This is a genomic window from Halomonas sp. 3F2F (genome assembly GCF_014897805.1).
GTDB lineage: Bacteria > Pseudomonadota > Gammaproteobacteria > Pseudomonadales > Halomonadaceae > Vreelandella.
In genome coordinates this window covers 1-22254 of the sequence record NZ_JABUZE010000051.1, presented here as the reverse complement: position 1 = coordinate 22254, position 22254 = coordinate 1, and the positions used below count along the sequence as shown (strand labels likewise).

General features: G+C 53.3%; 19 protein-coding genes. 11 read left to right on the top strand and 8 right to left on the bottom strand.

Features of this window, described 5'->3' with window-relative positions; genetic code table 11:
* Positions 1–53 precede the first annotated feature (53 nt).
* Positions 54–1643 carry an ABC-F family ATPase gene (locus INT21_RS06010; RefSeq protein WP_193059502.1) on the top strand — a complete coding sequence of 530 codons (1590 nt, stop codon included), beginning with the start codon at positions 54–56 and terminating at the stop codon, positions 1641–1643.
* A gap of 11 nt (positions 1644–1654) precedes the next feature.
* Here INT21_RS06010 and INT21_RS06005 read toward each other — a convergent pair whose 3' ends face one another.
* From INT21_RS06005 to INT21_RS05990, 4 genes are all read right to left on the bottom strand, one after another.
* Positions 1655–2248: a cell division protein ZipA C-terminal FtsZ-binding domain-containing protein gene (locus tag INT21_RS06005; protein WP_089040592.1), complete on the bottom strand. Its 594-nt coding sequence runs from the start codon at positions 2246–2248 to the stop codon at positions 1655–1657.
* A gap of 251 nt (positions 2249–2499) precedes the next feature.
* On the bottom strand, positions 2500–3618 hold the full coding sequence (locus INT21_RS06000; protein ID WP_193059501.1) for an alkene reductase: 1119 nt from the start codon (positions 3616–3618) through the stop codon (positions 2500–2502).
* A 176-nt stretch (positions 3619–3794) separates the two neighbouring features.
* Positions 3795–4166: a hypothetical protein gene (locus INT21_RS05995; RefSeq protein ID WP_193059500.1), complete on the bottom strand. Its 372-nt coding sequence runs from the start codon at positions 4164–4166 to the stop codon at positions 3795–3797.
* A 208-nt stretch (positions 4167–4374) separates the two neighbouring features.
* A complete protein-coding gene (locus tag INT21_RS05990) occupies positions 4375–5565 on the bottom strand; it encodes a M24 family metallopeptidase (RefSeq protein ID WP_193059499.1) in 1191 nt (396 codons plus the stop codon).
* Between the two features lie 358 nt (positions 5566–5923).
* Here INT21_RS05990 and INT21_RS05985 point away from each other — a divergent pair, with 358 nt between their 5' ends.
* Positions 5924–7216 (top strand): NAD(P)/FAD-dependent oxidoreductase, encoded by a 1293-nt coding sequence (locus tag INT21_RS05985; RefSeq protein ID WP_193059498.1) that lies wholly within the window; start codon positions 5924–5926, stop codon positions 7214–7216.
* A gap of 209 nt (positions 7217–7425) precedes the next feature.
* On the opposite strand, the gene INT21_RS05980 is transcribed toward INT21_RS05985, so the two are convergent.
* Entirely contained in the window at positions 7426–8814 is a 1389-nt protein-coding gene (locus tag INT21_RS05980; protein WP_193059497.1) for a glutamine synthetase family protein, read from the bottom strand.
* 266 nt (positions 8815–9080) lie between these two features.
* On the opposite strand from INT21_RS05980, the gene INT21_RS05975 reads away from it, so the two are divergent.
* The 5 genes from INT21_RS05975 (at position 9081) to INT21_RS05955 (ending at position 15195) form a co-directional block, all read left to right on the top strand.
* Positions 9081–9887: a gamma-glutamyl-gamma-aminobutyrate hydrolase family protein gene (locus tag INT21_RS05975; RefSeq protein ID WP_038478694.1), complete on the top strand. Its 807-nt coding sequence runs from the start codon at positions 9081–9083 to the stop codon at positions 9885–9887.
* 35 nt (positions 9888–9922) lie between these two features.
* Positions 9923–11299, top strand: coding sequence for an aspartate aminotransferase family protein (locus INT21_RS05970; RefSeq protein WP_193059496.1), 1377 nt, complete (start codon positions 9923–9925; stop codon positions 11297–11299).
* A complete protein-coding gene (locus tag INT21_RS05965) occupies positions 11299–12798 on the top strand; it encodes an aldehyde dehydrogenase (protein ID WP_089040600.1) in 1500 nt (499 codons plus the stop codon). The genes INT21_RS05970 and INT21_RS05965 overlap by 1 nt, the downstream gene beginning before the upstream one ends.
* Positions 12799–13024: 226 nt before the next feature.
* The gene (gene nhaC / locus INT21_RS05960; RefSeq protein WP_193068153.1) at positions 13025–14479 is read left to right on the top strand and encodes a Na+/H+ antiporter NhaC; all 1455 of its coding nucleotides are present in this window, start codon (positions 13025–13027) and stop codon (positions 14477–14479) included.
* A 164-nt stretch (positions 14480–14643) separates the two neighbouring features.
* Positions 14644–15195 carry a cupin domain-containing protein gene (locus INT21_RS05955; RefSeq protein ID WP_051626371.1) on the top strand — a complete coding sequence of 184 codons (552 nt, stop codon included), beginning with the start codon at positions 14644–14646 and terminating at the stop codon, positions 15193–15195.
* 73 nt (positions 15196–15268) lie between these two features.
* On the opposite strand, the gene INT21_RS05950 is transcribed toward INT21_RS05955, so the two are convergent.
* From INT21_RS05950 to INT21_RS05940, 3 genes are all read right to left on the bottom strand, one after another.
* Positions 15269–16009, bottom strand: coding sequence for a TSUP family transporter (locus INT21_RS05950; RefSeq protein WP_193059493.1), 741 nt, complete (start codon positions 16007–16009; stop codon positions 15269–15271).
* 11 nt (positions 16010–16020) lie between these two features.
* Entirely contained in the window at positions 16021–16686 is a 666-nt protein-coding gene (locus tag INT21_RS05945) for a transglycosylase SLT domain-containing protein (RefSeq protein ID WP_193059492.1), read from the bottom strand.
* A 75-nt stretch (positions 16687–16761) separates the two neighbouring features.
* A complete protein-coding gene (locus tag INT21_RS05940) occupies positions 16762–18180 on the bottom strand; it encodes an aminotransferase-like domain-containing protein (protein ID WP_193068152.1) in 1419 nt (472 codons plus the stop codon).
* Positions 18181–18320: 140 nt separating this feature from the next.
* Here INT21_RS05940 and INT21_RS05935 point away from each other — a divergent pair, with 140 nt between their 5' ends.
* The 4 genes from INT21_RS05935 (at position 18321) to INT21_RS05920 (ending at position 22251) form a co-directional block, all read left to right on the top strand.
* Entirely contained in the window at positions 18321–19772 is a 1452-nt protein-coding gene (locus tag INT21_RS05935) for an NAD-dependent succinate-semialdehyde dehydrogenase (protein WP_125751952.1), read from the top strand.
* 11 nt (positions 19773–19783) lie between these two features.
* A complete protein-coding gene (gene gabT / locus INT21_RS05930; protein WP_193060034.1) occupies positions 19784–21055 on the top strand; it encodes a 4-aminobutyrate--2-oxoglutarate transaminase in 1272 nt (423 codons plus the stop codon).
* Positions 21056–21307: 252 nt separating this feature from the next.
* Positions 21308–21946 (top strand): HAD-IA family hydrolase, encoded by a 639-nt coding sequence (locus INT21_RS05925; RefSeq protein WP_193060035.1) that lies wholly within the window; start codon positions 21308–21310, stop codon positions 21944–21946.
* A 17-nt stretch (positions 21947–21963) separates the two neighbouring features.
* Complete coding sequence (locus tag INT21_RS05920) at positions 21964–22251, top strand: hypothetical protein (protein WP_193067522.1); 288 nt, start codon at positions 21964–21966, stop codon at positions 22249–22251.
* The last annotated feature ends 3 nt before the right edge of the window (positions 22252–22254 follow it).

The following is a 22254-nucleotide window of genomic DNA, read 5'->3' as shown; positions in this document are numbered from 1 at the left end:
TAGAATCGCGAGCCTTTGAATGCGCAATTACACTGTTAACCAGGGCTCACATCTTGATCGCAACCGCCAATATCACCATGCAGTTTGGGGCCAAGCCCCTGTTTGAAAATGTCTCCGTCAAATTTAATAACGGCAATCGCTACGGTTTGATTGGCGCCAATGGTTGCGGTAAGTCCACCTTTATGAAAATTTTGGGTGGCGAGCTTGAGCCTTCTTCCGGGCAGGTCATGCTGGATAGCAGCACGCGGCTGGGTAAGCTACGCCAGGATCAGTTTGCCTATGAGAACGAGCGGGTCATCGATACCGTCATCATGGGGAACGCTGAACTGTGGAAAGTAGCCGCCGAGCGCGAACGGATTTATTCTTTGCCAGAAATGAGTGAAGCCGACGGCATGGCGGTGGCCGACTTGGAAGTACGCTTTGCTGAGCTTGACGGCTATACCGCTGAGTCTCGCGCCGGGGAGCTACTGTTGGGGCTAGGTATTCCCATTGAACAGCACACCGGCCCGATGAGCGAAGTTGCTCCCGGCTGGAAACTGCGTGTGCTGCTGGCCCAAGCACTGTTTTCCGACCCGGATGTGCTGCTGCTCGATGAGCCGACTAACCACCTGGATATCAATACTATCCGCTGGCTGGAAGATATTCTCAAAGCGCGCAGCAGTACCATGATTATCATCTCCCACGACCGCCACTTCCTGAACAGTGTGTGTACGCACATGGCGGATCTGGATTACGGGGAAATTACCCTGTTCCCCGGCAACTACGACGACTACATGACTGCCGCCACTGCTGCCCGCGAGCGCCAGCACTCGGATAACGCCAAGAAAAAAGCCCAAATTGCCGAGCTTCAGCAGTTTGTTAGCCGCTTCTCGGCCAACGCCTCCAAAGCCAAACAGGCCACTTCACGGGCGCGCCAGATCGATAAAATCAAGCTGGAAGATATCAAGCCTTCGAGCCGGGTTAGCCCGTTTATCCGCTTTGAGCAGAATAAAAAGATCCACCGCAATGCCGTGAATGTTGATGCCATTACCAAAGGCTACGACGATGAGAAGCCGCTCTTCGAGCGTTTCTCGATGACCGTAGAAGCGGGTGAGCGCATTGCTATTATCGGCCCCAACGGCATTGGTAAAACCACCCTGCTGAAAACCCTGGCGGGTGATTTACACCCCGATGCCGGTGAAGTGAAGTGGACCGATGCGGCGGAAGTTGGCATGTTTGGCCAAGACCACACCGACGACTTTCCTGTTGATGCCACGCTCTTCGAGTGGATGAGCCAGTGGACCAAAGGCGGTGAGCAAGTGGTGCGCGGCGCGTTGGGTCGGATGCTGTTTTCCAGCGACGATATTGGTAAATCGGTGAAGGTCATTTCCGGTGGCGAGCAGGGGCGCATGCTGTTTGGCAAGCTAACGCTCACCAACCCGAACGTGCTGCTAATGGATGAGCCGACCAACCACCTGGATATGGAATCGATTGAGGCGCTGAACTTAGCGCTGGAGAACTACCCAGGCACGCTGATATTTGTCAGCCACGACCGCGAGTTTGTTTCCTCGCTGGCCACGCGCATTATCGATATGCAGCCCGAGGGCCTTGTCGACTTTAGCGGCAGCTACGACGACTACCTGCGTAGTCAAGGCGTTGTTTGATCGCTAACCGATCAACCAATAATGTGTGTGTAAGTCGACTCTGAGGCGGGTTGCTGCTCGGCATCGAGTAAGTTGCCGCTAAAGGTTTCGTTTAGCTCTTTGGCGAGCTCTACATAAACGTACATCTGCTGATTGCGACGTTTATGTAGCGGCGGCTTAACCAGCAAGCTAATCCCACGAATGGGTTCGTGGGTCTCGCCTTGCAGTAGGTCGGGCATTTCTCCAGGTGGAAAGGCGTTGGCGATTGTGATTGGGTTCGAGGGTTGTTTGCCTTTGATAAAGAAAACCTTTTTGACCGCATCATAGCTGGCTTCTTTTCCCCGTAGCCATTCGGTCAGGCGTTCGTCTGTCGTCGCATCGGGGTGAGAAAAAATCACAAACAGAGAGTGCTGCTTTACTTTCGCTGTGCGCTTGGCGGGCACCGGTTCTTCTGGTTCAGGCGAAGGGGGCTGTGGTTCTGCTTTAGGTGCTGGCGGCGGCGTGGCGGCCTTTGCTTTGGCGCGGCGTTGTTTGGGAATAACCACATAAACGAAAATAGCCGCAGCCACGACCCCCAGCACTAATGAAGCAATAGCGAGCAAGAACGGAAGTGAAGTGGTGTCCATCTCATTGAGTCCTATCTGTCGGCGCTTAGGCCCTATTATTTAGTCGTAAAATAGCGGCATTCAGTGTTAACGCAAGCGCCACCCAAAGACAAGGAAGCATACCAGTAGAGTGAACCGCGAGCTGAGCATGCACCACCTGTATATAAAAACTAAAGAATCAACAGCCTAGCAGCGTTTTGGCGTGTTCAGATATAAAAAAGCACCACCTAAGTGATGCTTTTCATTCATAAGGGTTCGGCTTAACAAGCAATCTAGCCAATACGATCGTAGCCGTTAGCCATAAACGGGTAATCGGTGTAGCCCTTTTCATCACCGCCGTAGAACGTTTCATGGTTCGGCTCGGTAAGGGGGGCATTCACTCGGAAGCGTTCCGGCAAGTCGGGGTTAGCGATATAAGGGCGGCCAAAGGCTACGGCATCGGCGGTGTTTTGATTAATGCGTGACTCCGCGCGTTCTGCGTCGTAGTTGCCGCAGTAAATCAGGCTGCCGTTAAAGCGCTTGCGCATTTGCTCACGAAAGCCGTCAGGAAAAGTGATATCGCCACCGATCCAGTTAGGCTCGTTTAAATGCAGATAGGCTAAGCCGCGTTTGGACAATTGTTCCGCCAGATAGAAAGCCATGGCTTCAGGTTCATCATCGGTCAGGCCGAACAGTTCGATAAAGGGCGTCAAGCGAATGCCCACACGCTGTGCACCGAAAACTTCAATTACCGCATCGACCACCTCTAGCGGGAAGCGGGCGCGGTTTTCCAACGAGCCGCCGTACTGGTCGGTGCGCTGGTTGGTACCGGTGGCCAGGAACTGGTTAAGCAGGTAGGCGTTAGCCGCGTGGACTTCCACCATGTCGAAGCCTGCGCGTTTGGCGCGAACAGCGGCTTGGCGGTAGTCATCAACAATGCCGGGGATCTCATCGGTTTCCAGTGCCCGGGGCGTGCTGGTAGGGTGCTGGCCAGCAGTGCCGTCTTCAAATTCAACAAAGCACTGAGCGCCTTCGCCTTTTAACGCGCTAGGGGCAACAGGCTGTTGGCCATTCGGTTGCACCATTTCATGGGATACACGCCCAACGTGCCACAGCTGCAGCGCGATACGGCCACCTTTGGCATGCACCGCATCCACCACGCCTTTCCAGCCCGCTTCTTGTTCATCCGTCCAGATGCCTGGCGTATACACATAACCCTTCGCAGTAGGGGAGATGTTGGTTGCTTCACTAATAATCAGACCTGCGCCTGCCCGCTGACCGTAATAGGCTTCCTGCAGGGTGCCCGGCACGCTATCTGGAGTGCGCGAGCGTGTCAGCGGCGCCATGATGACTCGGTTTGGGATCGACAAACTGCCTAACTGAAGAGGGGTGAAAAGCGTTTCATACGCCATGAGCAAACTCCTTTTGGAAGCGGTCAATTAAATCGTGGCGAACAGAATAGACCAGTTTACTAGTAAATGCTAACTCAGTAATTGCTAGCCGCTACGGCGCAGTCATGGGATAAGATTTTTGAAGGAAAAACAAACCCCCGGCAACGCAATAAACCGGGGTATAGGTAAAGGGTTGCTTAGGCTCTCTGCCAAGGCCAGCGGCGCTTGGCTGGTGTGTTGATTTGCTCAATAGCGTTGGTCAGCGCCAGCATGATGGCACTTAACTGGCGGTGGCAAACGGCGCTGCTCAGCACGCCGGGGCACTGCTTGAGGAGTAAGTCACACTGCTGTGAGGCAATGAATATTTGCTCGGTGACGGGAGGGGCGAAGAGCGGCTTCGCTTGCTGGCTGCAGCGGGTTAGTTCCCGTGACAGTAGGGTGAGCATGCTGGTGTCTAGCCAGCAGGGCAGCGGGTCGTCTAGCCGACCGGCAATCGAGTGTTGCACTGCTTCGAAAGAGGTGCGTAGAAAAATAAACGTTTGGCGAAGCTGGCGCTGTTCACTAGTCATGGTACTTATCCATAGTACTTACTCTTAGTACTTATCCATAGAACTTACTCATAGAGCTCATTCATAGTACTTATCGTTACCTCAACTGATCGTCACCTCAGTTAAATGAGATCATGAAAAGATAGTGTTTCTCATTTGCATCTTTAGTGACGATAGCGCTGGTTAATCGTACTGTCAATCTTGGGCTATCAATGCGGTTATCTATTCGCTACTTATCCATTGCCTGATAGAGCTGCCAATCGTTGTTAGTGAGTGGCTCGGCGCCGTGTTGAGTGACCACTACGGTATCACTGATGCCTACGCCCCACTGGCCAGGAACGCGTAAACAGAGCGGTAAGTGGAAGACCATGTTCTCTTCGAAGGGACGATGCAGGCCTTGGGCAATATAGCCGGTGCCTTCAACCCAACTAGGAGGGAACTGCGCACCCACAGCGTAGCCAAATACCCCCGAGAAGAACAGTTGATCACGGGTAGGTGCCAGCAGTGCATCCGCTGCCTTCGCGGCATCATCAAAGGTGTTGCCTGGTTTCATATGGCTGCACAGGGTTTCGAACAGCGAGCGGCACAAGTCGCGGGTGGCGGTTAATTCGGCGCTAGGTTTTCCAGTCACCGCTGTGCGCATCATCGGCGCGGTATAGCGCTGGTAAGCGGCGCCAAATTCTAAAAATATCGGTTCATTGGGCTGTATGACGCGACGCTTGTGGTTCACGTGAATCACGCCGATGCGGTGTCCGCTGGTCACGATAGGCTGCAAGCTCATAAACTCGCTACCGTTTTCTAGCAGTGCTTTAGCGCCGATGGCCGCAATATCGTTATCGGTCATGCCAGGGCGAATAGCGGCCATCGCAGCCTCTAAACCTGCCGCAGTGATTCGTGCACTTTCGCTGAGCATTTCAAGTTCGGCGCTACTTTTAACAATACGAATCGTATCGAGCAGATCACCTGCTTCACAGAAGCGCTCTTTACCTACTGAGCGGGCCAGCGCGTCCATCACGCCCACTCGCAAACCGCTGCTCCAGCCATCAATGCCAATTTGCTCGCAAGCAGTGAGTAAGTCCGCGAGCGGCGTGATGATTTCATCCAGGTTTTCCCATCGGTAACCAATGATTTCGTCGACACGGGCGGTGACCACTGCCGCCCCTGTTTCAATGGATGCCACCTGCAGTACCAGTTGTGTAGGTGTGCACACTAAGCAGGCGTGAACCGATACCTCGAAGGTGTGGTAGCCGGTTAAGTAGTTAATGTCGGCAGGGTCGGTGAGCAGTAATGCATCCAGTCCGCGTTGTGCCATTGCATGGCGCACTTTGTCTAGGCGCGTTTGGTATTCGGCAGGTGCAAAGGGCAACTCACTTTGGGCAAGCGTCTCGGCAAGGGCTGTGCGGTAGTGTTGATAATCCATAGCGGTCTCCGGTGGGGGCTATGGTGAGTATAGGCAGCTGCTCTAGCGTTACACCGCTGTGGTTATCAACGCTAGCAATAGTAGCGAGTTGTGCCTCAATCGTACCCGGTAATAAGACGCGCACAGGAAGCACGTGGCCTCGCCCTCAATGGGAGCGGTGCATAAAAACGTGCGGTGATTATTTTCAGCGTGATGAGCGTGTGTTTTATGTCCGAGTGTTGCTTTTTTAATAACATTTGTCTTGTGGGGAAAGGTGTTATTCGCCTCTATAAGCCCATTTAATGCTGTTGCTTGCGCATTTGTACGTCGGTCTATATGATCAAATTGGTTAAAATAATCAACAAAAGGAAGGTGGCAAATGCAACCTCAAGCGTCTTCTGGTCATGTCGCGTCTTACTACGCGGCATCGTCAAACTCCACATCTCAAAGGCCCATGCTGGAGGGGGATGTTGAATGTGATGTCTGTGTCGTGGGGGCTGGCTTTACGGGCATCTCTGCAGCACTACATTTGGCGGAGCGTGGTCATCGGGTAGTGGTGCTGGAAAGCGTGGCGATTGGCTTTGGGGCGTCCGGGCGCAACGGTGGCCAGATCGTTAATAGCTATAGCCGTGATATGGATGTTATTGAGAAACAAAACGGCGCTGAAACCGCTCGGGCGCTGGGTGCAATGGCATTTGAGGGTAACCAGATTATCCGTCAGCGCATTGAAAAGTATCAGATCGACTGCGACCTAAAAGAAGGCAACTTATTTGCCGCTTGTAACAAGAAGCAGTGGGAAGGCTTAAAGGAGCAAAAAGCCTTATGGGAGCGTTACGGCCATCAGAAACTTGAGCTGTTGGAAGGTGAAGAGGTCAGACGAGAAATAGGCAGCGATCGTTATGTGGGGGCATTGGTAGATCACTCTGGGGGGCATCTTCATCCTCTCAATTTGGTGCTGGGGCAGGCGGCGGCGTTGGAGTCGTTGGGTGGCAAGATTTTTGAGCACTCCCCCGTGACTCGCGTAGAGCATGGTGAGCCGGTGACGCTGCATACGCCCAAGGGTCGCGTGACTGCTCAACGGGTCGTTATGGCTGGCAATGCCTATTTGCAAGGGTTGCTACCCAAGCTGGAAAGCAAGGCAATGCCGTGCGGCACCCAGATTATTACCACTGAGCCGCTGTCTGCAGAGTCAGCAGCACGATTACTACCTAACGATAAAGCGGTAGAGGATTGTAATTATCTCTTGGATTACTACCGCCTGACCGCCGATAACCGTTTGCTGTATGGCGGCGGGGTGAACTATGGCGGTCAGGAGTCCGCGAGTATTGAGGCAGCTATTCGGCCAAAGATGCTGGCTACTTTTCCTGAACTTGGCGATGTGCGCGTCGATTACGCCTGGAGTGGTAACTTTTTGCTGACACTTAACCGCCTGCCGCAGTTTGGCCGCATTAATAGCAACGTTTACTACGCTCAGGGGTATTCTGGCCACGGGGTGACGTGCTCTCATTTGGCTGGCAAGTTAGTGGCAGAAACGATCAGTGGTGAAGAGACGCGTTTTGAAGCGTTTGCACAGATTTCCCATCTGCCAATGCCCGGTGGACGGCTGTTACGTGTGCCGCTTTCTGCCATGGGAGCGTGGTTCTACGCCATGCGTGACCGGCTGGCGGTTTAGCGCCGATTAGTTTGGTGATTGCTCGGAAACGGGCTGGCGAATACATTCGTCAGCCCGTTTTTTATTTGCCACGGATGCTCACAGATAACACGGCATAAAAAGCTAATAGAAGGACAGGGGGCAGCATAAGACAGGCAGAAGCAATAAGAGAGACGCCGAGCAGCGCCTCTCTCTATTCTCTTGGTGGGTTCTATTGGTGGTTTATCAGCTTATACGTGGCGCAGGTACCAGTCATACTCCATGGCACTAACTTCGCGCATGGTTTCGGCGCGCTCTGCTTGGCGGTTGGCAATGAACACTTCAATAAAGTCTTCGCCAAGCTGTTCGCCAAGTACACGGTTGTTGCTTAACAGGTGCAGCGCTTGGGTCCAGCTGTTAGTTAGCTGGGGTGCGATTTGGTCATAGGCGTTGCCGATGATTGGCTCCGCAGGTGTAGTCTGCTGAGTTAGGCCATGGTGGATAGAGGCCAGTACGGTGGCTAGTAACAGGTAGGGATTAACATCGGCACCCGCTACGCGGTGTTCTATGCGCCGCGCTTCTTTTGGCCCGGCGGGAACGCGTATGGCCACAGAGCGGTTATCGTATCCCCAGGTAGGTGCCAAGGGCACATAGAGTCCTTCCTGAAAACGGCGGAACGAGTTTAGGTTGGGAGCCAGCAGTGCCATGGAGTCTGGCATCAGCTCCAGCAGTCCTCCTACGGCGTGTTGCAGTGCGGTGCTCTCCAGCGGATCGTCGCCGTTTTCGGCAAAGATATTGTGTCCGTTGCTATCTACCAGACTGACGTGAACATGGGTGCCGCTACCCGCTTCTAAGCCGTAAGGCTTGGCCATAAAGGTAGCTTCAAAGCCGTGCTTTAATGCAACGCCCTTGATCAATCGCTTGAGTAGTACCGAGTGGTCGCAGGCGCTTAACGCATCATCTGTGTGAATCAGATTGGCTTCAAACTGGCCGGGTGCACACTCTTTCAATACCGTATCCAGCGGCAAGCCTTGCGCCTGGGCGGCACTCTGCAAGTCATTGATAAACTCAGCGTACTCGTCTAGCTCAAGCACCGAATACAGCTGACTTTGAGTGGCTCGCTCGCCGCTGCAGGGGGACTGCGGTGGCTGAATCAAGTTTTCTTCGTCGCGTAAACGATCAACCAGATAAAACTCTAACTCAAGGGCGACGACAGGGGTTAAACCACGCTCGGAGAACTGCTCAAGAATGCGCCGCAGAATCTGGCGAGGATCGGCAAAAAATGGCGCGCCGTCCATCTCCTCCATGGTCATCAATAGCTGGCCATACTGGTTGTTATTCATCCAGGTGACCGGATTGAGCGTGCCGGGAATGGCGCGACATACGCGGTCGCCGTCGCCGCTGGAAAGCCCCAGCCCCGTCTCTTCAACGGTGTTGCCATTGATGTCCAACGCAAATACCGAAGCAGGCAAATAAATGCCTTTTTCAAACACTTTGCCAAGGTTATCGCTAGGGATACGTTTACCACGAATGACACCGTTAAGATCACTGATTAACAGGTCAATGCTGGTGATCTCTGGGTGATTGTCAAGAAAGTCCGAGGCTACGTTTTGAGCGTCTGTGTTATTGGCAGAGGACATACGTTGTACCTTATTTTTATGCCGTTTTAGTTGTGTTTCTGCTAACAGTATCCTTGCTTCGGCAGCCGCTTGTGTCAAATATTTAATAACAAAAATAGTGTCATTATTTTTTGTCGGTAACAGATGTGTTTTTTAATTCTTTGTTTATCAATGATTTAATATGTTTTTTCATAAAAATACTATTTTGCTATTGGAAAATAAAACAAGCCACGCTATGTTGAAGTGACTGTTGAATAAAACATAACAACTGACAAAGTGGTTTGACTATGCAAGCAACGCATTCCCCACGCCCACTGGTGGGTGTTATCGCCTGCTGCCGAGAAGTGGAAGGCCATCCCGCGCAGATAGTGACCGATAAATTCCTGCAGGCGCTTTACCACTACGGCATCACGCCGGTGATTCTTCCTGTGTTAGCCGCCGATACATTGACGCCCGAGCAGCATGCTGAACAGGCCATTGCTCTGTTGGGCAGCCTGGATGGCTTGCTGCTAACTGGCAGTTATACCAACGTCGCTCCTGACCGCTATGGTGCAGAACGCGCCCCAGAGAATACCCGTGCTGACGCACGGCGAGATGAAGCGGCACTTTGCTGGGTGCACGAGGCATTACGTCAGGCGTTGCCTCTATTTGGCATTTGTCGCGGCTTTCAGGAAATGAATGTCGCCTTTGGAGGCACCCTTCATCAGGCAGTTCAAACGCTACCAGGCATGCTCGATCATCGTGAGCCGCCCGCTGACGACATGGCGGGCCATTATGCGCCCTCTCATACGGTAAAGATCCGCCCGGATGGCGCCCTGGCGGCGCTCTATAGCAGCGAGCATGCTGAGGTGAATTCACTGCACCAGCAGGGGATTGATCAGCTTGCACCAGGTCTGGATGCAGAAGCCTGGGCACCTGATGGATTAGTTGAAGCGATTTCGGTGCGCGACGCGGCTGCGTTCGCCCTGGCTGTGCAGTGGCATCCGGAGTGGCGTCCTAAAGAACATCCTTTCTATGACGCACTATTTCAGGGGTTTGCGGCGGCCTGCCGTCAGCATCGTACCCAACGCGCCGCCCAGCCAGTTAATAGCTGAATGCTTGTTGCAACGACTTGAACAGGAGCCGACCTATGCAGACCCAGGACTATCAGGCGTTGGATCGCCAACACCACCTTCATCCATTCACTGACTTTAAATCACTTGGCGAAGAGGGTAGCCGCATCATCACCCACGCCGATGGGGTATACATTTACGACAGCCAAGGCAATCGTATTCTTGATGGTATGGCGGGTCTTTGGTGCGTCAATCTCGGCTACGGCCGGCAAGAGTTGGTGGATGCCGCCAGCGAGCAGATGCAGCAGTTGCCGTATTACAACAACTTCTTTAAAACCACCCATCCTCCGGCAGTAAAGCTGGCCGCTAAGCTGAGTGAGCTGGCACCCGAGCATATCAATCATGTGTTCTTCACGGGTTCCGGGTCTGAAGCCAACGATACCGTGCTGCGCATGGTGCGGCGCTACTGGGCGATCAAAGGCAAGCCGGAGAAGCAATGGGTCATCTCGCGTGAAAATGGTTATCACGGCTCTACTGTCGCGGGCATGAGCCTTGGTGGCATGGCGCCGATGCATGATCAAGGTGGCCCGTGTGTGCCGGGGATTAGCCATATTTGCCAGCCTTACTGGTTTGGTGAAGGGCGCGACATGAGTCAGGAAGCCTTTGGCAAGCAGTGTGCCCAAGCGTTAGAAGAGCAAATTCTGGCGTTAGGTGAAGACAAAGTGGCGGCGTTTATTGCTGAGCCGGTGCAGGGTGCAGGCGGTGCAATCATTCCGCCGGACAGCTATTGGCCAGCGGTGAAAGAGGTGTTGGCCAAGTACGATATTCTGTTGATTGCCGATGAAGTGATTTGCGGGTTCGGGCGTTTAGGCGAGTGGTTTGGCAGTACTCACTATGGCTTACAACCTGACCTGATGCCGATTGCCAAAGGGTTGTCGTCGGGCTATCTGCCCATTGGCGCGGTGCTGGTGGGAGATCGCGTGGCCGATACGCTGATCGAAGACGGCGGTGAGTTCTTCCACGGTTTTACTTATTCCGGCCACCCTGTGTGTGCAGCGGTTGCGCTTAAAAACCTCGAATTGCTGGAAAGTGAACGGGTAGTCGAGAAAGTCCGCGATGAATTGGGGCCCTATCTGGCTAAGCGTTGGCAGGAACTGGCTGAGCATCCGTTAGTGGGTGAAGCCCGTTCGTTGGGCTTGATTGGGGCACTAGAGCTGGTCGCCGACAAGCGCACCGGTGAACGCTTCGATAAGTCTCTTTCCGCGGGCAACTTGTGTCGTGATTTGTGCTTTGAGCATGGCCTGGTGATGCGCTCAGTGGGCGATACGATGGTGATGTCTCCGCCGCTAATTATCACTCGCGATGAAATCGATGAATTGGTCAGTAAGGCACGTTTGGCGTTGGATAAAACCGCTGAAAAGCTGGCGATAACACACCCTATGGAGAGTGCATAATGGCGGCAGATACACCGAAAACCCTCGCCGACTGGCAATCAAAAGCCGCATCACTGAGCTTTGAAACGCGCGCTTTCATTAATGGTGAGTTTGTCGCTGCCGCTGATGGTAGCACGCTGAGCAGTATCAACCCTGCCACCGGACATGTTCTTGCTGAGGTGGCCAGCTGCGATGCGCAAGAGGCTGAGCTTGCAACGCAAGCAGCCCGTGCAACCTTTGAAAGTGGTGTCTGGTCGCGTTGCCACCCGAGTAAGCGTAAGCGGGTGCTACTGCGTCTAGCCGAGCTGGTAGAGACACACCGCGATGAACTGGCGCTGTTAGATACGTTGGACATGGGCAAGCCGATTTCCAGTTCGCTAGGTGACTTGGCAGGCACCGTCGCCTGTCTGCGCTATCAAGCGGAGTGTATCGACAAGCTTTACGGTGAAGTGGCTCCTACTGGAGATCGTGCGCTAGGGTTGGTGCTGCGCGAGCCAATGGGCGTTATCGCTGCCATTGTGCCGTGGAATTTCCCACTAATGATGACGTCGTGGAAGATTGCTCCGGCACTGGCGGCAGGCAACAGCGTCATTCTCAAACCGTCGGAAAAATCACCTTTGTCAGCGCTGCGCTTGGCCTACCTTGCCAAGGAAGCGGGTATTCCCGATGGCGTCTTTCAGGTGCTGCCAGGGTACGGCCATACGGTGGGCAAGGCTCTGGCACTTTCCATGCAGGTTGATGGTCTGGCGTTTACCGGCTCCACCGGTGTGGGTAAACAGCTGATGCAGTACGCGGGACAATCCAACTTGAAACGCGTGTTTCTGGAGTGCGGTGGCAAAAGCCCCAACATCGTTTTTGCCGACTGCCAACACCTTGATGCCGTCGCCCAAAGCGCTGCGGAAGCTATTTTCCACAACCAAGGCGAAGTCTGTATTGCCGGTTCGCGCCTGCTGGTGGAAAACAGCATTCGCAAAGATTTTGTGGCTCGCGTAGTGAAAGCTGCTGAGCACATGCAGCCGGGAGACCCGCTCGATCCGGGTAGCTTCATGGGTGCCATGGTTGATGAAGCGCAGTACCAACGAGTACTGGCGTATATTCGCCAAGGCGAAAGCGAAGGCGCCACCCTGAAACTGGGCGGCGAGCCTAGCGATTCCAATGGGTATTTCCTGCCGCCTACGGTCTTCGATGATGTGACTCCCGAAATGCGTATTGGCCGCGAAGAAATATTTGGCCCTGTGCTGAGTGTGTTTGGGTTCGACAGCGAAGAGCAAGCCATTGCTCTGGCCAATGACAGCGACTACGGCCTTGCTGCCGGCGTTTGGAGTCAAGATATTGACCGCATCATGCGGGTCTCTCGGCGGCTGCAATCCGGTCAGGTCTATGTGAATAACTGGGCCGGTATCGATCAGACCGTTCCCTTCGGCGGTGTTAAGCAGTCGGGCAATGGACGCGATAAATCGCTTCACGCGCAGGAGAAATACTGTGAAGTGAAGACGGTATGGATGTCGCTTAGCCCTTAAAACATCTTTACCACGTATTGATTTGAGTCATCCACAGCGCCAGACGCCGCCGTATAAGCGGTGGCTCTGGCCATGGCTTCCCTGTGCCTGAGCGCCGTATCAGAAAGGTAATAACAATCTCTGCGATGGTCTCTGCAATGGTCTCAGCGATGACCAGCACAACGGTTTCTAACGCGGTTACATCACTATCAACACCAACAACAAGCAAATGCTGAGTGAGGACATTATGTCGACCGACACCACTGTTAAGGAAGATCAGGAAATACCACGGCCAAGTTTAAAAGCGACCATGATCCCCATTGTGTTTATGGCAGCATCTTTGGGCGTATTTATTGGCTACTTCGAAACGGATTCGCACTTGCCGCTGTTTTTAAGTGCGATTGTGGCAACGGCGGTGGCCCTTGCGACGGGTAGCCGCTGGAAAAAGCTTGAAGCGGGCATCATGCGCTCTATTGGCCTGACGACTCAGGCGATTGTCATTCTGATCATTATCGGCACCATTATTGGCTACTGGATTGCTGGTGGGATTGTGCCCACGATGATCTATTACGGCCTGAGCATTCTGGCACCTGATTACTTTTTGGTCGCGGCGTGCTTAATTTGCTGTTTGGTATCGTTGGCTGGTGGCAATGCCTGGACGGCGGCCGGCACCATTGGTATCGCCTTGATGGGCGTCGGTGAAGGGCTAGGCCTTAACCCGGCCATGGTCGCGGGAGCTGTGATCTCCGGCGTGTATTTTGGTGACAAGATTTCTCCGCTTTCCGAAACCACCAATATGGCGCCAGGTGTGGTTGGTGTCGATCTGTTTGAACACATTCGCTATATGCTTTACACCACGGTTCCTGCGTTAGCGGTTGCTCTGGTGCTTTACACCATTATTGGCCTGAACATGACGCCTTCCGGTGATGGCGCGGCACAGGTAAACGAGTTACAGCAGAGCCTCAATGAGCTGTTTATCATTAGCCCCTGGCTGCTACTGGTGCCAGCGGCCGTCATCGTGATGATGATTAAGAAAGTACCTGCCATTCCGGCACTTTCTATCGGTTCGCTGATGGGAATTGTCTGTGCAATTGTGGTTCAGGGCGTCCCGTTAGGCGATAGCTTTACTATTTTTGTGGAAGGCTACGCGGTAGACACTGGAAACGTTACGGTGGACGACCTGCTAACCAACGGCGGCGTTAGCGCCATGATGTGGACGGTTTCGCTGATCATTATCGCGATGAGTTTTGGCGGGATTCTTGAGTCAGCAGGGTTCTTTCGCACCATCGTGGAAAGTCTGCTCAAACTGGCCAAGACTACTGGCAGCCTGATTGCTACCACAGTGGCAACATCGATGGCCGCTAACGTCGTAGGTTGCGATCAGTATCTCAGTATTATTCTGCCTGCCCGTATGTATGCCAGCGAGTACAAACGTCGCTCGCTCAAACTGAAAAACCTGTCTCGCACAGTGGAGGATGCTGGCACCATGACATCACCACTGGTGCCCTGGAATACCTGCGGTGCCTTTATGTTTGCCACGCTTGGGGTCAGTGCCTTTAGCTACGCGCCCTACGCCTTTCTGGCGCTGCTGAGCCCGATGTTCGCGATTATTTATGGCTTTACCGGCTTCCGTATCGCCTATGAAGATGGAGCGAAAACGGCAAGCGCCGACTCGGAGTTGGCGGGAGTTCGTAGCGCCTGAACGGAACATGATGATTGAGGCTGATCAAGACGATTATTTTTTCATAACGCCACGTTAATTGAGAGCTTGCCCCACAGCCGTGGGGTTTTTTTTGCGCTATTATGTGCCCGTCAATAGACCGTCAACGTAATTTAATTTACTTATTGATAGGGAGTGAAAAAAGCATGTCGGATGACGTGGGTGCGAGCTTGCGCTCCTTGCGCAAGCAGCGAGGGATTTCGCAGCGTGAACTGGCAAAGTTGTGTGGGGTTACCCACTCAAGTCTTTCGCTAATAGAGCAAGGAAAAGTTAGCCCATCAGTCAGTTCCCTGAAGAAAATCCTAAACGCATTCTCTATGAGCGTCGGTGATTTTTTTACGATGGATCTTGATAGTCAGGAGCAGATTTTCTATTCGGCGGATGACTTGGTTGATATCGCATCCGGTGATATTTCCTTCAAGCTTGTCGGGGCAAATCGGCCTAACCGTGCGCTGGCGTTTATGGTGGAGCGATATCTGCCGGGTGCGGACACTGGGCAAGCCATGATTACTCACTACGGTGAAGAGGCTGGCTTTGTTGTAGAAGGCGAGATCGAAATCATTGTGGGCAGCACCGCCAGGCGCTTAGGGCCGGGGGAGTCTTATTATTTCAAGACAAGCGTTCCGCATCGTTTCCGAAATATTAGTGATGCCCCCTGCAAGATAATTAGCTGCGCTACGCCCGGTAAGGCGTTCTGATATTACTGGTTTGTATTGTGCGGCAATTGTCGCAGTAATGATGTTGTGCACATAGCTTGGGCACTGCCCAACGTTAGCGGGTGAGTAGAAAGAGCCCTTGCAGGAAATAGAAACCCCCAATACCGGTCACGATCCAGCGCGTCCAGGTGCGGAAGTTGGCATCAGTGAGGCGCTGCAAAATACGGTTGCCGGTGTGGGTGCCAAAGATCGCAAACGGCGCTGCTAGCAGCACAATACCCCATTCGCTGGTGCTAAGCGCCATGGCTGCGCCCAGATAAAAGAGAATCTTGATGCTGTGAGCCACCACCTGAATCATCGCCTTGGTGGATACCACTTGTCGTCGATCCATTTGGGAGCGCACAAACAAGATATCAATCAGTGGCCCAGAAACCCCCGCCGCAATGGTAAGGCTCCCAGCGGCAATGCCACAACCTAGCGCGTGGCTGGCGCGATTAGCATCTAAGTGAAACCAACGTTTGGGAATCCATACAAGTATTGGCATTAAGCCAATTAATAGGGAAACCGTCGCGGTATTGGGGCTATAGCTGAACAGCAGCAGCAAAGCTGCGGCGATCAATACGCCCAATGTCATCAGCATAACAATTCGCCAGACGATAAAGCGTCGCGACAACCATGCTCGTGATCCGTTAGACGTGAGTTGAATGACCCCGTGTACGGCCATGGCAGTCCCTGCAGGAAACATGATCAGCAGAAACCACAGCAGTACCAAGCCGCCCGCCATGCCAAATACGCCAGACAGCATCGATGTCAAAAACACGACACTAATTAAGGCCAAGCCACTCATTAGAGACATGGGTGGAGCCCTTAACTACGACAAAACGGCCAGACCTGATAAAACTTGCGGCACTTAAACTCTGCTTCGCAAGCGTTGAGCTGCGCTTGATAACGGTTAGCGCGGGCAGCCACTTGGCTGCCTGCACGCAGCACGTGGGGTTTACTGCGATAGGAGCCTCGCTGATAGCCACCTGCGCCTTCATGGTAAGCGTAGTAAAGGTGTTCAGGGTTACTCAGCGAGATACCTGCCTGCTGCTGAGAACGGCGGTTATACCAGCCAATAAAATCCGTAGCGTGCTTCATATGGGTTCGGCGGGCAAACAGACTGCCCGCTTGATCCTCATACTCCTCCCAAACGGGGTCTTGGGCTTGGGCATAGCCTTTGGCGGAGGAGGGGCGTGGGCCGGGAATAAAGCCTAGGTAATATTTGCGGTCCGGGCGCACATGGCTGCGAAATGAAGACTCCTGCTGAATAAATGACATCTGTGTGGCAATCGGTGTGCCCCATTTCTCTTCGGATTCCCGAGCATAGTCATACCAGCTTGGCTGCTCACGAAAGATTTCACAGATATTGCTCTGATCTTCCGGCGGGCTAGGTGCAAAAATTGCGCAGCCTGAAACTGCCAGCACGGCGCACAGCACCATCAATAGGCGAAGCGTTGAGAGAAGCACCGAATTATCAACAGGGTGGCGCATGGCAAAATCCTTGTGAATAAGTTTTTTTTACTAGGCATACAGTGTGATGCTCAACACGGTCTAAGCCTACCTCGCCTAGCGAAGTAGTAACTCTAAACAGCGGCGCAGCCGTTGGGCTTCACGCACTAATGTCTCTCCCGATAGCATGCCCACGCCCATTACCAATCCTGTCCGTGGGTCCTTGTCAGCGCACACGGGGCTTAGCGGGCGAACAATTAAGTGTTCTTTGAGCAGTGCTTGGGCAAGTGCTACATCATTAACCCCAGGCTCAAACTCAACGCACAAGCTAATCGCGCTAGTCGGGGGGGACACATTGCGTACTTTGGGTAGTGAGCTAATCTGGTCGTGCAGCACCTGCTGACGGCCTAGATAGTCGCGCTGGATGCGGCGACACCAGGCGTCTAAGTCACCATCAAAAATAAACTGCGCTAATACCGCTTGATCAAGCATACGGCCTTCGCGAAACAACTCGCTGCGTAGGCGGTTCATTGGACCTGCCAAATGGCGTGGCACCACCAAATAACCAAGCCGCAGGCCGGGAAACATCATTTTAGAGAATGAGCCTACCAGTAAATGGCGTTCCGAGTTGGGATCAAACAGCAGGTTAGTGTGATCGTCGCGGGTGAATTCGTAATCGTCTTCAACGATGTAGGTGGGCGATAACGCATCGCAAAACTGCTGCTTATGAGCAGCGCGTGTGGGTACGCTGAGCGGGTAGTGATGAGAGCCGGTCAAATATGCGAGCGCAATATTACCGGTCGTCTGCGGTAACTCATGCCCACTATCGGAATACCAAGGCAGCATCTCAATCGAAAGCCCTGTTGCAGTGAATACATTGCGTGCCCCCCAATAACAGGGCGATTCCATCGCCACGGTATCGCCCACATCGGCCAATGCCATGGCGCATAGCTCAATACCGTTATGGGTACCATCGGTGATGATGATCTGCTCAATATCGCAATGAATATTGCGCCAGCGCGCCAGAAACTCACGGATTGCACGCTTAAGCGGCCCATAGCCACCGGTAGAGTAAGAGAGCAGTAAGGCATTTTGCGGCACGGTGACGCTGGCATACAGCTGACGCCACTTGCGCATTGGAAACTGGGCGATATCCGGTATGCCAGGCACAAAGGCACCGCTTTGAACGGTGCTGGCGCCAGGCCAACGCAACACTTGTTGAGCGCGTTTTGAAAGTTGAACGCTGGTTGATGTGGTCGCGACAGAAGTTTCCTTCTTACAACTCCAAGTGCCCTTGCCATGAAACGTCGTTAGTAGGCCTTCTTCAATGAGCGAGGCTATGGCACGGGACAGTGTGTGTCGCGCAACGCCCAACGTTAATGCCAACTGACGGTGCGACGGCAATCGAGTTTGGTTTGGCCACGCCTTAGTAACCGCCTGCCTCAATGCCTGCTCCAGTCGTACTTGTTTGCTTAAACGCTCAGGTTGCTGGGCATAGTGTTTTACAAGCTGCTGTAACACGTCCTGGCGGTCCATTCACATCCTCTTATTGTCATGATGCTCCCCGTTTAGATAGTAAAACAGAAAAGTGGTCTGGTTGAACGCGAAAGTGGTGCATTCGTTCACCAGCGCATTACTGCTAGCGTGCATACCATGTTGCAGATCAGGAGAAGATCATGAGCTTTATCGAACAGTGGTTACACGATGCAGTACCCACCCTGGTGGGTGGCGAGTGGCGCAAGGGTCAACAGACCTTTGCCGTCGATAACCCCGCAACCGGCGAGACGATTGCCCGGGTTGCCGACTTAGGCGCTGATGACGCCCGCGATGCGGTGGCCGCAGCGTATGCCGCCGGGCCAGCCTGGCGCGCAACGCCAGTGAAACAGCGCTCGGCATTGCTGCGCCGCTGGTTTGAGCTGATCAATGAACACGCCGATGACTTAGCCCGCTTGATGACCCTGGAGCAGGGCAAGCCGCTAGCAGAAGCCAAGGGTGAAGTGACTTACGGCGCCTCATTTATTGAGTTTTTCGCTGAAGAAGCCAAGCGTATGGCTGGGGAAACCTTGCCTAGTCACGGCGCGGACAAGCGCCTCATGGTGCTGCGCGAGCCGGTCGGCGTGGTAGCAGCGATTACCCCGTGGAACTTCCCCCTGGCGATGATTACCCGCAAGTGCGCCCCGGCCTTGGCCGCAGGCTGCACTGTGGTGATTAAGCCCGCCGAAGCGACGCCGTTAACCGCGTTGGCAACGGCTTACTTGGCGCTTGAAGCAGGCCTGCCAGCCGGCACCATTAACGTGATTACCGCCTCAAAACCGGCAGCGGTGGGTGAAGTGCTCACCACCGACTCACGGGTGCGTAAAGTCTCGTTTACTGGCTCGACGCCGGTGGGTAAGCACCTGCTTGCTCAGTGCGCGAGCACGGTGAAGAAAACCGCTATGGAACTGGGCGGCAACGCGCCGTTTATCGTCTTTGATGACGCTGATGTGGATGCCGCCGTAGAGGGGGCGATTGCCTCAAAATTCCGTAATGCCGGGCAAACTTGCGTGTGCACCAACCGCTTCCTAGTACAGGACGGGGTTTACGACGCGTTTGTCAGCAAGCTGACCGAGCGTGTTAGCGCGCTGAAGGTCGGCGATGGTTTAACGGAAGGCAGCACCATCGGCCCGCTGATTAACCAAGCGGCGGTGGAAAAAGTGCAGCGTCACGTAGACGACGCGGTCAATCACGGCGCGCGACTGCTCTGCGGCGGTAAGCCCCACGCCGCAGGCGAGCGCTTCTTTACCCCCACGGTGCTTGCTGACGTAACCACCCAGATGGCGGTGGCCGATGAAGAAACCTTCGGGCCCGTTGCGCCAGTGTTCCGTTTCCAGCGTGATGAAGAAGCGATCGCCATGGCCAACGATACCCCGTTTGGCTTGGCGGCCTACTTCTACGCCACGGGTTACCGCCGTATCTGGCACACCATGGAGCAGTTGGAATACGGCATGGTTGGTGTTAATGAAGGCCTGATTTCTACCGAACTGGCGCCGTTTGGCGGCGTGAAAGAGTCCGGATTGGGGCGTGAAGGCTCCCACCACGGGTTAGATGAGTTTACTGAACTGAAATACGTCTGCGTTGGCGGTCTATAAGGAAAACGATGATGAATAACCAAGAATTGAACGAACTGAAAAATCGCTATGTGGCCAACGGTGCCGCCACGCCTACCACCCAGTTTGCCGAGCGTGCTGAAAACGCCGAGTTATGGGATGCCGACGGCAACCGTTGGATCGATTTTGCGGGAGGGATTGGCGTATTAAACCTGGGCCATCGCCATCCAAAAATTGTCGCGGCAGTAGAAGCGCAGCTTAAAAAAGTCATGCACACCAGCGCGGCGGTGATCTCCTACGCCCCTTACGTACAGCTGTGCCAAAAACTTTGTGAACTGACGCCGGTGCGTGGCCCCGAGCGTAAAGCAATGCTGGTTAATACCGGTGCTGAAGCGCTGGAAAACGCCGTGAAGATCGCTCGCGCGGCGACTGGCCGTACCGGCATTATCACGTTCGACGGTGCTTTCCACGGCCGTACCATGATGACGCTGGCCATGACCGGCAAGGTACTGCCCTATAAGAACGACTTCGGCCCTATGCCGGGCGATGTGTTCCGTGCGCCGTTCCCCAACCCGCTGCACGGCATCAGCGAAGAAGCGTCGTTAGACGCCATTCGTACGCTGTTCAAAACCGATATTGCCCCGCATCGCACCGCGGCCATCGTGATTGAGCCGGTACAGGGCGAAGGCGGTTTCTACATCGCCTCACCGGATTACCTGAAAGCGCTACGCGCGCTGTGCGACGAGCACGGTATTCTGCTGATCGCCGACGAAGTGCAGTCCGGCTTTGCCCGCACCGGCAAGCTGTTTGCGCTGGAACATAGCGGTATTGAAGCGGACATCCTCACCACCGCCAAGAGCCTGGCGAACGGCATGCCGCTATCGGCGGTTGTGGGTAGTGCCAGCGTGATGGACGCCTCTGGCCCCAACTCCTTGGGTGGCACCTACAGCGGTAACCCGCTCTCCTGCGCAGCGGCGTTAGCGGTCATCGAGGTAATCGAAGAAGAAGATATCCTGGCGCGCAGCGAACAGATGGGCAAAATGCTGGCCGAGCGTTTTGCAGTGTGGGAAGAGCGTTTCCCCGCCGTTGCCCACGGCCGCCAATTAGGCGCCATGGCTGCCTTTGAACTGCTCAACAGCGATGGCAAGCCAGATACTCAGATGACCGGAGCGCTGTGTGCCAAAGCCCGCGAGAAAGGCCTGATCCTGCTCTCCTGTGGTTTCTACGGCAATAGCATCCGCATTCTGGTGCCGCTGACGGTCTCTTCTGCCGTGCTGGAAGAGGGCTTGAGCATTATCGAGGAGTCTCTGGAAGCGCTTAGTTAAGCCGTCCTTCTAGGCATCATCAAACCCGTCATCGCCAAACAGTGAAAGCTGTTGGCGATGGCGGGTTTTGCTTTTCTAGCGCGCTTATTCACAATGGATTGATGCCCAGGTTTCCGAGTGGCGGCGAAGCTACAGCATTTACTTCCAGCGGTACTGTCTTGGTTGAATTCATGTATATTAGAATTTTACGTCTACAATATATTCTCTATGAGTTTTCTTAAGTAAGTTAGTGTCGACTAAGGAGATGCATGAATGAAAGTTCCTCAATGGATTGTTTGGGATCTTGGTGGCGTTGTCGTTGAATTGGATTTTAGCGGCATGATGGAAGATGCCACTGAGAAATTTAATATCGATAAATCAGAATTGCTCCCGTTAATTCGAGAAGAATTTAAGGAGTCTCCCTCAAGTTACAGCCTTACTGAAAAAGCAGTCGCAGGGTTGATAACAAAAGAGATTTATGTTTCTGAAATAAAGAGTGCAATAAGTAGCGATGTTCCCGAGTACGAGATAGAGAGCTTGCTAAAAAGAGTATTGGTCGGCGAAAAAAACGAAACAGTATTGTTAATTAAGAAATTAGCTCAGCGTGGTTTCCGCCAAGCTTGCATGTCAAACATCGATCAAACACATTGGGAGAAAATACAGTCCTTTCCGAATGTTGATAACTTATTTGAGAAGAAGTTTTTATCTTTTGAGCATAAGCTTGTCAAACCTAATGCCGATGCTTTTTTAAAAATGTTGGAGATTTTAGGTTGCGATAGAGATGATGTTGTTTTCATCGATGATCGTGAAGATAATGTTAAAAGTGCTAGGGATAGTGGTATTGATGGGATTGTTTTTGAAAACCATGCTCAGCTCTTGAAAGATTTCTCAGCGCGTGGCCTGTTAACTTAATTGGCAAAGGAGGGGACATGAGTGGAATAAAGAAAGGACAGTTTACTGTTACCTCAAGCAAAACAATTTATAAAAATCCGTGGATTGAAGTTACCGAAGACAGTGTTATCCGGCCTGAGGGTGATAGGGGGATATTTGGTACTGTTGATATGAAAGACGGTGTTGCAATTCTTCCTTTATTTTCTGATGGTACGGTATTACTTGCCCGTGAGTATAAATATGCTCAAGATGCTGAAATGATAGAAATCATTGGTGGAGGGATAGACGTAAGCGCCCATAAATCGGCACCTACAGCCACGCCCTGAAAT

What these genes read in the sequence shown, in the direction of transcription:
- INT21_RS06000 (WP_193059501.1), bottom strand. Translation starts at nt 3,618, where the DNA reads ATGGCGTATGAAACGCTTTTCACCCCTCTTCAGTTAGGCAGTTTGTCG.
- INT21_RS05985 (WP_193059498.1), top strand. Translation starts at nt 5,924, where the DNA reads ATGCAACCTCAAGCGTCTTCTGGTCATGTCGCGTCTTACTACGCGGCA.
- INT21_RS05935 (WP_125751952.1), top strand. Translation starts at nt 18,321, where the DNA reads ATGAGCTTTATCGAACAGTGGTTACACGATGCAGTACCCACCCTGGTG.
- INT21_RS05925 (WP_193060035.1), top strand. Translation starts at nt 21,308, where the DNA reads ATGAAAGTTCCTCAATGGATTGTTTGGGATCTTGGTGGCGTTGTCGTT.
- INT21_RS05920 (WP_193067522.1), top strand. Translation starts at nt 21,964, where the DNA reads ATGAGTGGAATAAAGAAAGGACAGTTTACTGTTACCTCAAGCAAAACA.
- INT21_RS05970 (WP_193059496.1), top strand. Translation starts at nt 9,923, where the DNA reads ATGCAGACCCAGGACTATCAGGCGTTGGATCGCCAACACCACCTTCAT.
- INT21_RS05955 (WP_051626371.1), top strand. Translation starts at nt 14,644, where the DNA reads ATGTCGGATGACGTGGGTGCGAGCTTGCGCTCCTTGCGCAAGCAGCGA.
- INT21_RS06005 (WP_089040592.1), bottom strand. Translation starts at nt 2,248, where the DNA reads ATGGACACCACTTCACTTCCGTTCTTGCTCGCTATTGCTTCATTAGTG.
- INT21_RS05945 (WP_193059492.1), bottom strand. Translation starts at nt 16,686, where the DNA reads ATGCGCCACCCTGTTGATAATTCGGTGCTTCTCTCAACGCTTCGCCTA.
- INT21_RS05995 (WP_193059500.1), bottom strand. Translation starts at nt 4,166, where the DNA reads ATGACTAGTGAACAGCGCCAGCTTCGCCAAACGTTTATTTTTCTACGC.
- INT21_RS05940 (WP_193068152.1), bottom strand. Translation starts at nt 18,180, where the DNA reads ATGGACCGCCAGGACGTGTTACAGCAGCTTGTAAAACACTATGCCCAG.
- INT21_RS05990 (WP_193059499.1), bottom strand. Translation starts at nt 5,565, where the DNA reads ATGGATTATCAACACTACCGCACAGCCCTTGCCGAGACGCTTGCCCAA.
- INT21_RS05965 (WP_089040600.1), top strand. Translation starts at nt 11,299, where the DNA reads ATGGCGGCAGATACACCGAAAACCCTCGCCGACTGGCAATCAAAAGCC.
- nhaC (WP_193068153.1), top strand. Translation starts at nt 13,025, where the DNA reads ATGTCGACCGACACCACTGTTAAGGAAGATCAGGAAATACCACGGCCA.
- gabT (WP_193060034.1), top strand. Translation starts at nt 19,784, where the DNA reads ATGAATAACCAAGAATTGAACGAACTGAAAAATCGCTATGTGGCCAAC.
- INT21_RS05950 (WP_193059493.1), bottom strand. Translation starts at nt 16,009, where the DNA reads ATGTCTCTAATGAGTGGCTTGGCCTTAATTAGTGTCGTGTTTTTGACA.
- INT21_RS05975 (WP_038478694.1), top strand. Translation starts at nt 9,081, where the DNA reads ATGCAAGCAACGCATTCCCCACGCCCACTGGTGGGTGTTATCGCCTGC.
- INT21_RS05980 (WP_193059497.1), bottom strand. Translation starts at nt 8,814, where the DNA reads ATGTCCTCTGCCAATAACACAGACGCTCAAAACGTAGCCTCGGACTTT.